We start from the raw sequence: 14299 nt of genomic DNA, 5'->3' as shown, positions 1-14299 counted from the left end.
GCTTGCGCCTCCGGTCGGGCTACGCCCTCCCTACGCCGCAAGCAGGGCAAAAAGCGCACCACTCGATCGACCTACACCTTGTGCCAAGGGGTCCCTTTTGGACGCCGATCGGGGGTCCCTTTTGGACGCCGTTTGACAGTGCGGTGTTCCGCCAGTCATCGCCACCCAGCGATCGATTGCGATGTCGATGTAGGCCGGGTCGATGTCGAGCCCTCGAAACCGGCGCCCGGTTCGCTCGCAGGCGATCAGGGTCGTTCCGGACCCGAGGAAGATATCGAGCACAAGATCGTCCCGACGAGTGACGTCCTGAATAGCATCTGCCACCAGAGCGGTCGGCTTCACTGTAGGATGCAATTTTAGGTCACCCCGCTTGGCTCCCTCGAACGAGTTGACCGATGGGTAATCCCAGACATTGGTACGATTGCGACCATGTCGGCCAAGCTCAACCGCGTTGATGTGGGAAGCCGTGCCGACCCTGAAGACGGAGATGAGCTCGTGCTTTGATCGATACAGCGAGCCCATTCCGGGGTTCGATTTATTCCAAACGCAAAGGTTAAGTTGCTCGTCATAAAGGTCGGCCGACGCCGCCCTGAGATCATCCAAATGTCGCCAGTCCATGAAAACAAAATGGACGGCACCGTCTCGCGAGTGCGTCACGCATGTGCCAAGCGATGTAGCGAGGAACGTGCGAAATTCCTCCGAGCTCATCTCGCCGGACGCCATCGCGAATTCTCGATGCTTTGTCTTAACGTTGGCATGGCCCTGGATGCGGACGTTGAAAGGCGGATCTAGAAAGGCACAGTCGACCTGACCCCAGCCTCCGATTACTGAACGTACAAAAGCCTCAGCGCGCGCGTCGCCACACCCGACCCGGTGGTCGCCTAATTCCCAAATGTCGCCAAGGCGTGCGCGTGGCTCTGCCCTTACGCTCGGGATCGCGTCATCGTCGGGATCTGCTTTGGGGTTCAAAAGGATGTCGATCTCAGCGCCGGAGAATCCGGTCGAGCGAAGGTCGATTTCTATTGCTCCCGACGTAAGGTCACCGAGTTCCAGCCGCAGAAGGTCAACGTCCCAGCCTGAGTTGAGAGCAATCTTGTTGTCCGCCAGGCGCAATGCCTTGACCTGAGCTTCAGTAAGCGATGCAAGCTCGATCACCGGAACAGCCGTCATCGCCAGTTCGCGCGCCGCAATCAGCCGACCGTGACCAGCAATAATTACGCCAGCATGATCGACAAGAATGGGATTGGTAAATCCATAAGTTTCAATAGACAGTTTCAATTGATCTATTTGTTTGGCAGAATGCAAACGCGCATTGCCAACATAAGGTGAAATATTATCAATATCACGAAGTTCTATATTTAAAGTTGCCATAATAATCACCATCACTTGTGCTAAAAACCGAAAGTTGTACTTTTCTTATTCTATTCGATCGATAGTTTTAGTCAATCGCTTCTAGCTGAATGTGGTTCGAGTCTGGCGCTCCTTCATCCTGTGCAATGCGGGTTATCGGTGAGCGCGGTCTGTTTTCCGCTGATGCGCTACCTGTTAAATCGCTTTTTGGGCCTGTTCCGGAGATAGCCCCAATTGTCGCGCATCGAGGCTAAGTACTTTAGACTAGGATGTTAAATCTCCGTCGCTGACCAGTGTAGCTTCGGATACCGCCCATTTTACGAATGTTTTCGCAAATTTTTCCCTGTTATGGGCGCGAGACTGGTTCGCGGATGACTGCGTGGCGCACCATTTTTCCAAACGCGAAGATACGCTGATCCGCCGTCAGTTTCGCACTGGCGCCAATTGGGATCCCATTTCGCTTAAATGCTTGCGTGAAAGCGGACAAATGCTGCATGTGCGTGACGACGCGGGGTCCCGTGGGCGCCGGCTTCAGACATGAGCATGATTCGCGGAGGATTGGACGAATATGCACGGCTTGCCGCCTGCCCAGGGCCTGTACGATCCCGCCTATGAGCGGGACGCCTGCGGCATGGGGTTCATCGCCCATGTGAAAGGCGAGAAGTCGGCGGGTATCGTGTCGGACGGATTGAAGATCCTCGACGCGCTGGTCCATCGCGGTGGGGTCGCTGCCGATCCCGAGGTCGGTGACGGAGCGGGAATTCTCATCCAGATCCCTGATACGTTGTTTCGCGATTGGGCGGACAAGGCGTCGTTCAATCTGCCCCAGCCCGGCGATTATGCGCTCGCGATGTGCTTCCTTCCGCGCGACGAGGCGGCGAGCGCGGTGGCGATGGACCGGCTCGAGCATTTCATCCAGCTGGAGGGCCAGCGGATCGTCGGCTGGCGCGCGGTTCCAGTCGACCTCGACGCGATCAGCGCGTCGGCCAAAGCATCGATGCCGACGATCCGCCAAGCGGTCATCGCGCGCGGGCCGACGGTGCGGGACCAGGATGCGTTTGAGCGCAAGTTGCTCGCAATCCGCAAGCAGACGCAGAACCCGCTGGCCGACCTGGCACAGCGAAAAGCACTTCCCGGGCTCAAGGATTTCTACATCGCGTCGATGTCGAGCCGCACCTTGGTCTACAAGGGGATGCTTCAGCCGGCGCAGATCGCGCGCTTTTACCATGACCTGTCCAACCCGCTGACGGTGTCGGCGCTGGCGCTGGTCCACCAGCGTTTTTCGACCAACACCTTTCCGTCGTGGAGGCTTGCTCATCCTTACCGGCTGATCGCGCACAATGGCGAGATCAACACGGTGCGTGGCAACGTCAACTGGATGAACGCGCGCCGGCGGACGATGGAGTCGGCGCTGCTCGGCGCTGATCTCGACAAGATGTGGCCGATCATCCCGCATGGGCAATCGGATACGGCGTGCCTCGACAATGCGCTCGAGCTGCTGATCGCTGGTGGATACAGCCTGGCCCACGCGATGATGCTGCTGATCCCCGAGGCGTGGGCGGGCAATGCGGCGATGGATGCGGGGCGACGAGCGTTTTACGAATATCATGCGGCGCTGATGGAGCCGTGGGATGGCCCGGCGGCGGTGGCATTTACCGATGGGCGTCAGATCGGCGGGACCCTGGACCGCAACGGGCTTCGGCCGGCGCGCTATATCGTCACCGACGACGATCGGGTGATCATGGCGTCGGAGAGCGGTGTGCTGCCGATTGCCGAGGAGCGGATCGTCAGGAAGCATCGGCTTCAGCCGGGGCGGATGCTGTTGATCGACCTCGAGCAGGGGCGGATCATCGAGGACGAGGAAATCAAGGCCGAACTTGCGGCCGCGCAGCCCTATGCCGAGTGGCTGAGGCAGACGCAATTCCGGGTCGAGGAATTGCCGGCGGGGGCCGACCCGCAAGTGACGGCGCCGGAGAAGCTGATCGGGCTACAGAAGATCTTCGGTTATACCGAGGAGGATTTGAAATTCTTCCTCGCGCCAATGGCTCGTGATGGCGACGATCCGCTGGGGTCGATGGGGACCGATACGCCGCTGGCGGTGCTGTCGGATCGGCCGCGGCTGCTGTATGATTATTTCAAGCAGAACTTCGCGCAGGTGACCAACCCGCCGATCGATCCAATCCGCGAGAGCCTGGTGATGAGCCTCGTGTCGATGGTCGGACCGCGGCCCAATCTGCTTGGGCTCGAGGCGGGCAACCACAAGCGGCTTGAGGTCTCACAACCGATCCTGACCAACGCCGAGCTGGAGAAGATTCGCTCGATCAAAGATAGTCTCGACGGGGCGTTCAGCACGGTGACGCTCGACGCGACCTGGCTGGCCGGGGGCAATGGCGAGGCGCTCGAGGCGGCGCTGCAGCGATTGTGCTGGGAGGCGACCGAGGCGGTGCTTGCCGACGCCAATCTGATCATCATCTCGGACCGTGCGGCGTCGGCGGAGCGGGTGCCGATTCCGGCGGCGCTGGCGACGGGCGCGATCCATCACCAGCTGATCCGGCAGGGCTTGCGCATGCAGGCCGGGCTGGTCGTCGAGACGGGCGAAGCGCGCGAGGTGCACCATATGTGCGTGCTCGCCGGCTATGGCGCCGAGGCGATCAACCCGTGGCTGGCGTTCGACACGATCGGCGCGCTGGATTCGTCCGGCAAGGGTCACGAAAAGTATATCAAAGGTCTTGGCAAGGGGATGCTCAAGGTCATGTCCAAGATGGGCATCTCGACTTTCCAGAGCTATTGCGGCGCGCAGATCTTCGACGCGATCGGGATCGGGCAGTCGGTCATCGACCGATATTTCACCGGGACCAAGTCGCCGATCGGCGGTGTTGGGCTTAGCGAGCTGGCCGAGGAGTCGAACCGGCGGCATCGCTTCGCCTGCGGTGGCGGCGAGGAGCTCGATATCGGCGGCATTTACGCGCAGCGCGAAGGGGGCGAGGCGCATGCCTGGACGCTTTCGAGCATCGCCAATCTGCAGCATGCGGTGAGAGGCAATATTCCCGCCAAGTTCCGCGCTTTCTCGGCCGAAATTGACGCGGGCGATCCACGCCTGCCGACGATCCGCTCGCTGTTCAAGTTCAAGGCGGCAGGGGCGGCAATCGACGTTTCCGAGGTCGAGCCGGCGAGCGCCATCGTGCGGCGCTTCGCCGCCGGGGCGATGAGCTTCGGTTCGATCAGCCGGGAAGCGCATACGACGCTGGCCAGGGCGATGAACCGCATCGGCGGCAAGTCGAACACCGGCGAAGGTGGCGAAGAAGCCGCGCGCGCAGTGCGGCTGGCGAATGGCGACAGCGAGCGGTCGGCGATCAAGCAGATCGCGTCGGGGCGGTTCGGGGTGACAACGGACTATCTGGTCGAGGCCGACGAGTTGCAAATCAAGATCGCGCAAGGTGCCAAGCCGGGCGAGGGCGGGCAATTGCCCGGGTACAAGGTCGACGCCGCGATCGCCGCGGTGCGCCATTCGACGCCCGGGGTCGGGCTAATCTCGCCGCCGCCGCACCATGACATTTATTCGATCGAGGATCTGGCGCAGCTGATTCACGACCTGGGCTCGGTCAATCCAACCGCGCGTCTGTCGGTCAAGCTCGTGTCCGAGACCGGGGTCGGGACGGTCGCTGCCGGGGTGGCGAAATGTTCGGCCAATCATATCACCATCTCGGGCTATGAGGGCGGAACGGGGGCGTCGCCGCTGACCTCGCTGACCCATGCCGGGTTGCCGTGGGAAATCGGGCTGGCCGAGGTTCACCAGACGCTTCTGCTCAACGGCTTACGCGGGCGGATCACAGTTCAGGCCGATGGCGGATTGCGCACCGGGCGCGACGTGCTGGTCGCAGCGCTGCTCGGGGCCGACGAGTTCGGCTTTGCGACCGCTCCGCTGATTGCCGCCGGGTGCATCATGATGCGCAAGTGTCATTTGAACACATGTCCGGTCGGGATTGCGACGCAGGACCCGGTGCTTCGCGCGCGGTTCACGGGAACGCCCGAGCATGTCGTCAACTACCTGTTTTTCGTCGCCGAGGAATTACGCGAGTTGCTTGCGTCGCTCGGCTTGCGGACTGTCGATGAGGCGGTTGGGCGCGCCGACCTGATCGAGGCGTCGCTGAGCCACCACTGGAAGGCGCATGACCTCGACTTGACTGCGCTGCTGTTCCAGCCGCCGGGGGGGGTGCCGACACGTGAGCCGTTCAAGGCGCGGACGCCCAAGCGGATCGATGCGGCGATGATCGACGCGCTCGGCGGGCCACTTCCGGCCACGATCGATCTGCGCGTCGGCAATGACGACCGCACGGTCGGCGCGGCGGCGTCGGGCGAGATGGTGCGGCGGATGGGGTCGAAGAGGCCGGCCGACGACAGCGTGACGGTCAAGCTCACGGGATCGGCGGGGCAAAGCCTTGGCGCGTTCCTGGTCGAGGGGTTCACAATCGAAGTCAGCGGCGATGCCAACGATTATTGCGGCAAGGGCTTGTCGGGGGGGCGGATCATCGTCCGCCAGCCCGAGGGCGCACCGCGGGTCGCGAGCGACAACATCATCGTCGGCAACACCTGCTTGTACGGCGCGACCGCGGGCGAGGCCTATTTCAACGGCATGGCCGGCGAGCGGTTCGCGGTGCGCAATTCGGGCGCGAGCGCGGTGGTCGAGGGAATCGGCGATCACGGCTGCGAATATATGACCGGCGGAACAGTGGTCGTGCTGGGCAAGGTCGGGCGCAACTTCGCGGCTGGAATGTCGGGCGGGATCGCGCTGGTCTATGACCCCGAAGGGACGTTCAAGGCACAGTGCAACATGGCCAGTGTCGAGCTTGGAGCGGTGGAGGACCCGGCCGCGCTAAAGGCGCTGATTGAAGCGCATCGTGATCGCACCGGGAGCGAGCGTGCGTCCGATCTGCTCGCCGATTGGGACAAGGCATTGGGCGAGTTCCTGCTCGTGATGCCGACCGATTATCGGCGTGCGCTTGAAGCGCTGACGGCTGCTAGGCAGGATCTCGCGGCATGACCGACCCGACCGGATTCCTCACCATCGAGCGGCACGACCGGCCGGCGCGGCCGATCGCCGAGCGGCTGACCGACTATCGGGAATATGTCCTGCCGCTCCCCGAGCAGGAGGTCGCGGTGCAGGCGACGCGCTGCATGGATTGCGGTGTGCCCTTTTGCCATACGGCGTGCCCGGTGGGGAATTTGATCCCCGACTGGAACAGCCTGGTCAGCGACCTCGACTGGAAGACGGCAAGCGAGCGGCTGCACCGGACCAACAATTTCCCCGAGTTTACCGGCCGCGTGTGCCCAGCGCCGTGCGAAGCGGCGTGTACGTTGAACCTCGACGACGTGCCGGTGACGATCAAGACGATCGAATGCGCGATCGTCGACAAGGCGTGGCAGGAGGGGTGGGTTCGCCCCCAGGTCGCCGCGCGGGGCACGGGCAAGCGGATCGCGATCGTCGGGTCGGGTCCCGCCGGCCTCGCGTGCGCGCAGCAGCTGGCGCGGATGGGGCATGCGCCGACGGTGTTCGAGAAGAACGACCGCATTGGCGGGCTGCTCCGCTATGGCATCCCCGACTTCAAGATGGACCGCGCGCTGATCGACCGGCGGATCGCGCAGATGGAAGCCGAAGGGGTAATCTTCCGCACCGGCATGGAAATCGGTGTGACGGTTTCGGTCGACCGCATCCTCGACGATTATGACGTGATGGTGCTGGCCGGCGGCGCGGAATGGCCGCGCGACCTCGACATTCCGACTCGGGGGGCAAGCAACATCCACTTCGCAATGGATTTCCTGACCCAGTCGAACCGGCGCCAGGCGGGGCTTCCAATCGAGGGCGAAGAGCTGTCCGCCACCGGCAAGCATGTCGTGGTGATCGGCGGGGGCGACACCGGCTCGGACTGCATCGGCACTTCCAATCGCCAAGGCGCGGCGTCGGTGACACAACTCGAGATCATGCCCGAGCCGCCGGTGCGCGAGAACAAGGAGCTCGTGTGGCCGCACTGGCCGCTGAAACTGCGCACCTCCACGTCGCAGGAAGAGGGTGTTGAGCGGATGTTCTCGGCGGCGACACGCGACGCGATCGCGGAGGGGGGCGAGGTACGCTCGCTGATCGTCGAGCGTGATGGCGAGCAGGTCCAGATCCCGGCTGACCTCGTGTTGCTGGCGATGGGCTTTCTCGGCTCGCCCGAGGACGGAGTGCTCGGAATGGCCAACGCCGAGATCGACCGGCAGTCTTACAAGACCAGCCGCGAAAACGTCTACGCGTGCGGTGACATGCGGCGCGGACAGTCGCTCGTTGTGTGGGCAATCCGCGAGGGCCGTGAGTGCGCCAAGCTGGTCGGTGAACATTTGACGTCCTTGAGGACCGTTTAGCGACGGGATCCCATTGTGCACTGCAGCAATGTGTCGCATTGCAGACTTGTGCCACTGGACACTGCTCGGGCAAAGAAGCGGGATCCCGGCGCGGGAGAGGGTCAACTTTTCAGGGGACCCGAAGATGAACAAGATCGTGATTTCCGCCGCAATGGTGGCCGGCCTGCCCAGTCTATCCGCAGCACCGGCAGCCGCCGCTGAACTTGGCAACGGCATCAGTGTGAGTGGGGGCGCCTCGCTAATCTCCGACTATCGTTTCCGCGGCATCTCGCAGACCAATAAGCATGCCGCAGTGCAAGGCACCTTCACGCTGAGCCACAAGTCGGGGTTTTACGCCACGGTGTGGGGCACCTCGATCGACGAATATGTCGAGAATGGATCGGACCGGGAGATCGACCTGATCGCGGGCTATTCCAAGACCTTCGGCGCGACCAAAATCGATGGCGGGGTACTCTATTATTATTACCCCGGCTCGGGCGGGATCAACTCGGACTTCTTCGAGCCCTATATTTCGATTTCACAGACTTTTGGGCCGGTAACCGCCAAAGCGACCGCCAACTATGGCTTCAAGCAGCGCGCGCTTGCGCTTAACCAGATCAGCCCCAAAGCGGATAATCTGTACATCGCGGGTGACCTCGGCGCGGCGATCCCCAAAACCCCGGTAAGCCTGACGGCACACCTTGGCCACACATATGGGCCAAGCTATCTGTCGATCGGCAAGGGCTATACCGACTGGGGCGCCGGCGCGAGCGTGGCGGTCAAGAACTTCATAATCGGCGTTCAATATGTCGATACCGACGGCGACTTGATCAATCCGTTCAGCGGTCGCAACGAAAGCAAGACGGGGATCGTCGGATCGGTCGGGGTGACCTTCTAAGAAACCGCCCGGCGTACATTTCTGTGAGCGAAATAGCACCGGCAGGCTCGATCGGCGGGCGCTGTCCGATCCAACCTGCGCCGACTCGCTGGGGACAAAAAAAGGGCCAGGTGTTGCCACCCGGCCCGTTGAAAGTTTTCAGGAGAGGATGCCTCGAAAGGCAGGACTTATATCGCATTGCACCATGAATTGTGCAAGTGCGAAATCCTCATCTTTGGTCCTTTTTGCAACCTACATCTTCACCATGCCGGCAACGCGACGGAGAAGGGCGCGCGGGAGAAGGCGATGTCCCTGGGCCCCGGCTTTATTGATCAGGCCGGGAATGACAATTGCCTTGCCCGCCTCGAGTCCGTCGAGCCCCGCACGGACGACCGAATGCGAACTGACAGCGATTTTCTCAAACGCCGTTGACTTGCCGAAGCCGGCAACCTCGCCGAATTCGGTTGCGGTGGGGCCGGGGCACAGCGCGCTCACCTTGACGCCTTTGCCGCGAAGCTCCTCATGGAGCGCTTCGGTGAACGACAGGACGAACGCCTTCGTGGCGAAATAGACCGCCATTCCTGGGCCGGGCTGGAAGGCGGCGGTCGACGCGACGTTGAGGATCGCGCCCTTCTTTTTGGCGAGCATGTCCGGCAGCACGGCATGGGCGAGCTCGACCAGTGCGCCGCAATTCAGATCAATCATGCCGCGCTGGCGATCACCTTCAAGGGTCGCGAACCGGCCGCCAAGCCCAAAGCCGGCATTGTTGACAAGCACCGAGACGGTCTCGTCGTGCGCGGCGAGATCGACCATCAATACGGCGGCAGCGCCGGGCGCGGCGAGGTCGCTCGTTACAGCGCGCGCATGGCCGAGTTCGGCGGCAAGCGCGTCGAGCCGGTCCCGGCGCCGCGCGACCAGCACCAACCGGTAGCCCTTGGCCGACAACTGACGAGCGAAGTCGACGCCGAGCCCGGAAGACGCGCCAGTAATCAGTGCGACCGGGGTCTTGGCCACGTTACGCCACCGTGGCGTTCACGATCGTGCCCGGCTCGCGCGGGGGCTCGCCCTTGGGGAGGGCGTCAACATGTTCCATGCCACTCTCGACATTACCCCATACGGTGTACTGTTTGTCGAGGAAGCTCGCGTCGTCGAAGCAGATAAAAAATTGGCTGTTGGCACTGTCCGGGTTGGCGGTGCGCGCCATCGAGCAGGTGCCGCGGACATGCGGCTCGGCGCTGAACTCCGCCTTGAGATCGGGGAGCTTCGACCCGCTCATCCCGGTGCCGGTTGGGTCGCCCCCCTGCGCCATGAAGCCCGGAATGACGCGGTGAAACTTGACCCCGTCATAGAAGCCCTCGCGCGCCAGCGTGGCGATGCGCTCGACGTGGCCGGGGGCGAGGTCGGGGCGAAGCTTGATGACGACGTCGCCGCCGCTCGAAAGGGTGAAGGTCAGCGAGTTGGCGTCGGCCATGGTCAAGTCTCCGTTGTAAGGCTGGCGGTCATGTAGGAGGCGCGGGCGGGTTGCGCCAGTGCGCGGGCCGCCATAGGGGAGCGGGACCGCGGCAATGGGGGGCAGACAGGATGAGCGAGAGCGACCTCACCTTCACCGCGCAAGACGACGACGCCGGCATCATGGACCGCGAGGACCGGCTGAAGCCCGCGTTCGTGGAGAAAGTGCTCGATGCGGTCGAGGCCGGCGACGACGCCACGGCGCGTGCCCTGGTCGAGCCGCTTCACCCCGCCGACATCGCCGATCTGATCGAGCTGGCGCGGGCCGACGAGCGCGACGGGCTGGTTGCGGCGCTCGCCGGGATCGTCGAGGCCGACGTGCTGGCGGAGATGAACGAGCATGTCCGCGAGACGCTGATCGACGAGATGGGGCCGCAGCAGCTTGCCGATTTCGCCGGGCAGCTCGACACCGACAATGCGGTCGCGCTGCTCGAGGATCTGGAGGACGACGAGCAGCGCGCCGTGCTGCGCGCGATGGAGCCCGACGATCGCGCCGCGATCGAGGAGGCGCTGAGCTATCCTCAGGAGTCGGCCGGGCGGTTGATGCAGCGCGACCTGATCGCGGTGCCCGAGCATTGGACCGTCGGCCAGGTGATCGATTATCTTCGTGCGGGCGACGAACTGGCGACCGATTTCTGGGAAGTGTTCGTCGTGTCGCCGAGTCACAGGCCGATCGGAAGTTGCAAGCTGTCGGCGCTGCTGCGCTCGCCGCGCAAGGTGCGCGTCGCCGACATCATGCTGGACGACCAGACGCTGATCCCGGTGGGCATGGACCAGGAGGAAGTTGCGCTGCGCTTCCAGAAATACGCACTGATCTCGGCTGCGGTGATCGACCCGAGCGGGCGGCTGGTCGGGATGATTACCGTCGACGACATCGTCCACATCATCCAGGAGGAAGCCGGCGAGGACGTGTTGCTGCTGTCGGGCGCGGGCGATGGCGACATCAACGAGCCGGTCCATCTGACCATCCGGACGCGGCTGACGTGGCTGGTTATCAACCTCGGTACGGCGATCCTGGCAGCGGCGGTGGTCGGGGGATTTGAAGCGGAAATTTCGAAACTCACCGTGCTCGCCGTGCTGATGGGCATTATTTCGGGAATGGGCGGCAATGCTGGTACGCAGACGCTGGCGGTGGTGGTCCGCGCGCTGGCAACCAACCAGCTGACCAGCTCAAATACGGTGCGAATGATCCGGCGCGAGCTGGTCATCGCGCTGGCCAATGGACTCGCGTTGGCGCTGATTACAGGCGGAGGGACGATCCTGATTTATCATAACGTCCCGCTCGGACTGGTGATGGGCGCGGCGATGATCATCAACAATCTCGTCGCTGGCCTGTCGGGGATCCTGATCCCGATCGCGCTGGAGAAGGCGCGGATCGATCCGGCGGTGTCGTCGGCCGTGTTCGTGACAATGATGACGGACGTGATGGGGTTTTTCAGCTTCCTCGGGCTGGCGCAGTTGGCCGGGCTGGTGGGCTGAGTGCGAGCGCGTTGAAGTCTAGACCGATTCCGCGCATCTGGCGAACCGTGCCGCTTCACCTTACCAAGACCGCCGTCGGCTGTGCCAGCATCGAAGCACTGGGCAATCGCCTTGCCCGCCGGGCAGCTGGCGGCGAGGTGCGCGTGCCGACGCGAATGCGGCCCAAGCGCGCGGCCGAACTCGTCGGCGGCTCGTTGCACTGGATCGTCAAGCACCGCATCGTCGCGTGCAACGAAATCGTCCGGATCGACGATCGCAGCGACGGGCGGATCGACATCGTCTGCCGCGATCAGCTGATCATCCTGCCCGCCGTGCCCAAGCGCGCGCACCAGGGCTGGCGCTACCTCGAACCCGATGACGCGCCCGACTCGGAAGATGGCGACGAGAGCGGCTTGGGGCTGTTGCCGCCGTCGCTTTACGGCAAGCTGGTGAAGCTGTTGCTTGTGTAGCGCGCGACGCCACACAGCATGGCTACCGAACATGATTTAGATTTTGCGAACCACATCTATTGCCTTCGTCTTGAGATCGCCTCCCCCATTGGCCCCATTCTCGAAACAAGTTCGTGGGGAACACACCAGATGCGATTGATTCTTAGCCTTTCGGCGCTTGCCGCCACTCTCGTCACTGCTACTCCCGCCTTCGCGACGGCGGCACCCGGTCAGGGAAAAGCAACCGCAGAAGTGCTCGGTGTGGTCCTTCAGCCGCTCACGCTGACCAAGGTCAGCAACCTCGATTTCGGCACCGTCATCGGCAGCACGACTGCGGGCGTCGTCACGATCGATCCCGATAGCGGTGCGCGTTCAATCACCGGCGGCGTGATCGGTGTTGCGACATATCCGGGCGGGCGCGGCGAGTTCCAAGGAGCGGGTACGCCTAATCAGACAGTGCAGCTTACACTTTCAAAGCCGTTGCTGTTGACCAGCACGACGAACGCCGGCGACACGCTGGTTGTCACCAGCATGACGCTTGACAATGGCAATTCTTTAAGCCGGACGATCGATGTATCGTCGGCCTTCACGGTCGGTGTCGGGGGGGTCTTCGCCATCGCCGCGAGCCAGCCCAATGGCCTCTACTCGGCCACCTTCGACCTGACAGCCGACTACCTGTAATTTTGCAGTAGCAGCGAAAAGTGGAGCGGTTGCCGGCTTTGGCCGTGCAACCGCCCTTTTCCATGTGGGTTAGCGGCAGCCTTCGACAGTAGCGGAGCCTTGCGTTTTGACGACGCACGCCGGGGAGCCGGTAAGAGTGACCACGGCGACTCCGAGGGCGTCGATCTTCGCGGTGTCGCTGACCGCGCCCCTGACGATCGCCGGACCCTCGGCGTCGATGGTGACGTCTTTCATCGCGAGCGCGGCGGCGTCGAGCGACGAGTTGCCGCGGACGGTGGCGTTGAGGCGAAGCGCCGTTCCAGCGAGGTGCGCCGAAGCGGCTCCGCCAAGACTGACGCGCAGCTGATCGACGCTGACCTGATCGATGCTAGCCAAACCCGAGCCCTGGACCGACATGTCGAAGCTGAGACCCTTCACTTGGTCTATGGCAATGCTCCCTGCGCCATTGAGCCAGGCCGCAGTGAGATCGTGAGTCCCAAGGCTGATCGTTACCGGTCCAGGAGACTGGCTCGAGAAGCCACCCCATGCGCTGCGGTTGACGTGGACGATGAGGGTGCGCCCCTGCACGTCGACCGCCATTCCGTCGAGCGCCTGCGCCGAGCCGGTGGCGCTGGCGAAGGGGGCAATCCCGGTTGCGAGCTGGACTTTGTACGGCCCGTCGACGCGCACGCGATCGAACGAGGTGATCGCGAAATGGCGAGTCGCCGCGTCGGCGGGGTCGGCGGTGATGGCGAGCGCGCACAATGCGGCGAGGAGGGGTTTGTTCATCACCCCATCCTCGCCGACCATGGTTAACGAACCATGTTCATGGTCACGAGCAGCGGACGTCGCCCGAGCCGTGCTTCTCGATCGTGCACTTGGCGCCGCCAGTTAGGGTGACATCGCCCGAGCCGAGAATTTCGATATCGGCCGTGCCGGTGGCGTGGCCTTTGATCCCGCCCGAGCCGGCAATGCTCAGCTTGGCGGTTTCGGCGATCAGCCCGGCGGCATCGATGTCGCCGGATCCCGCAATTTCATAAGTCACGCTCTTCGCCTTGCCCGCAGCGATAATGCCGCCCGATCCGGCAATTTCGAACGAGACATCGTCGGCGTCGACCGTAGCGAGCTTGAGGTCGCCCGAGCCCGCGACTTCACCCTTGAAGCGCGGCCCGCCGATCTTGTCGATTGCAATCCCCCCCGAACCGGCGATCACTGCATGGTCAAGGCCGGGCACCGTCACGACCACGCTGACCGGTCCCGCGCTCTGCGAACCGCCCCAGCCGAATCCGAACAGGCGGTGCTGGGCGTGGCTGATGACAAGCGTGCCGTCCTTCACCTCAACCCGCATATCGTCGAGCGCCTTCTCGCTGCCATTGGCGCTAACGCTGGTTGCCGGGCCAGAATGCACGGTGATGTCGTAAGCGCCCGCGACTTGGACCCCGGTAAAGCCCGAAAGGGCGAAGTTGCGGTCGATTCGCGGGCCGGAGTCGACGTGGCCCGAATGGCCGCACCCGGTGAGGGTGCTCGCAGCGATGCCGGCAACCAGAATTGGGTATAGTCGCATCATTCCCTCCTTTGTGTATTGCCAATATAATACAGCAATACGGATGGTGCGGCA

General features: G+C 63.1%; 11 protein-coding genes. 6 read left to right on the top strand and 5 right to left on the bottom strand.

Annotated features, from left to right (window positions below):
- Positions 1-30 precede the first annotated feature (30 nt).
- Positions 31-1383, bottom strand: coding sequence for a DNA methyltransferase (locus Q0R27_RS01005; protein WP_293940226.1), 1353 nt, complete (start codon positions 1381-1383; stop codon positions 31-33).
- A gap of 535 nt (positions 1384-1918) precedes the next feature.
- On the opposite strand from Q0R27_RS01005, the gene gltB reads away from it, so the two are divergent.
- The 3 genes from gltB to Q0R27_RS00990 all read left to right on the top strand — a co-directional run bounded on the left by gltB (position 1919) and on the right by Q0R27_RS00990 (position 8626).
- Complete coding sequence (gene gltB / locus Q0R27_RS01000; protein ID WP_293940225.1) at positions 1919-6391, top strand: glutamate synthase large subunit; 4473 nt, start codon at positions 1919-1921, stop codon at positions 6389-6391.
- Positions 6388-7749: a glutamate synthase subunit beta gene (locus Q0R27_RS00995; RefSeq protein ID WP_293940224.1), complete on the top strand. Its 1362-nt coding sequence runs from the start codon at positions 6388-6390 to the stop codon at positions 7747-7749. Before gltB ends, Q0R27_RS00995 begins: the two co-directional genes overlap by 4 nt.
- A 124-nt stretch (positions 7750-7873) precedes the next feature.
- Positions 7874-8626 carry a TorF family putative porin gene (locus tag Q0R27_RS00990; protein ID WP_293940223.1) on the top strand — a complete coding sequence of 251 codons (753 nt, stop codon included), beginning with the start codon at positions 7874-7876 and terminating at the stop codon, positions 8624-8626.
- A 231-nt stretch (positions 8627-8857) separates the two neighbouring features.
- Here Q0R27_RS00990 and Q0R27_RS00985 read toward each other — a convergent pair whose 3' ends face one another.
- Both Q0R27_RS00985 and Q0R27_RS00980 read right to left on the bottom strand, forming a co-directional pair.
- Positions 8858-9619 (bottom strand): SDR family oxidoreductase, encoded by a 762-nt coding sequence (locus Q0R27_RS00985; RefSeq protein WP_293940222.1) that lies wholly within the window; start codon positions 9617-9619, stop codon positions 8858-8860.
- A gap of 1 nt (position 9620) precedes the next feature.
- Positions 9621-10076, bottom strand: a complete 456-nt coding sequence (locus Q0R27_RS00980; protein ID WP_293940221.1) for a peptidylprolyl isomerase — start codon at positions 10074-10076, stop codon at positions 9621-9623.
- A gap of 110 nt (positions 10077-10186) precedes the next feature.
- On the opposite strand from Q0R27_RS00980, the gene mgtE reads away from it, so the two are divergent.
- The 3 genes from mgtE to Q0R27_RS00965 are packed head-to-tail and all read left to right on the top strand — an operon-like array spanning position 10187 to position 12702.
- On the top strand, positions 10187-11593 hold the full coding sequence (mgtE, locus tag Q0R27_RS00975) for a magnesium transporter (RefSeq protein ID WP_293940220.1): 1407 nt from the start codon (positions 10187-10189) through the stop codon (positions 11591-11593).
- An 11-nt stretch (positions 11594-11604) separates the two neighbouring features.
- A complete protein-coding gene (locus Q0R27_RS00970) occupies positions 11605-12042 on the top strand; it encodes a DUF1489 family protein (RefSeq protein ID WP_293940219.1) in 438 nt (145 codons plus the stop codon).
- Between the two features lie 18 nt (positions 12043-12060).
- A complete protein-coding gene (locus Q0R27_RS00965; RefSeq protein WP_293940218.1) occupies positions 12061-12702 on the top strand; it encodes a DUF4402 domain-containing protein in 642 nt (213 codons plus the stop codon).
- Positions 12703-12771: 69 nt separating this feature from the next.
- Here Q0R27_RS00965 and Q0R27_RS00960 read toward each other — a convergent pair whose 3' ends face one another.
- Complete coding sequence (locus Q0R27_RS00960; RefSeq protein WP_293940217.1) at positions 12772-13470, bottom strand: DUF2807 domain-containing protein; 699 nt, start codon at positions 13468-13470, stop codon at positions 12772-12774.
- 43 nt (positions 13471-13513) lie between these two features.
- Complete coding sequence (locus tag Q0R27_RS00955; RefSeq protein WP_293940216.1) at positions 13514-14245, bottom strand: head GIN domain-containing protein; 732 nt, start codon at positions 14243-14245, stop codon at positions 13514-13516.
- Positions 14246-14299: the final 54 nt, after the last annotated feature.

Origin of the sequence: Sphingomonas sp. (assembly GCF_025362505.1) — a bacterium.
Lineage (GTDB): Bacteria > Pseudomonadota > Alphaproteobacteria > Sphingomonadales > Sphingomonadaceae > Sphingomicrobium.
The sequence above is the reverse complement of the archived record's forward strand: the minus strand, read 5'-3'. Positions and strand labels throughout refer to the sequence as shown.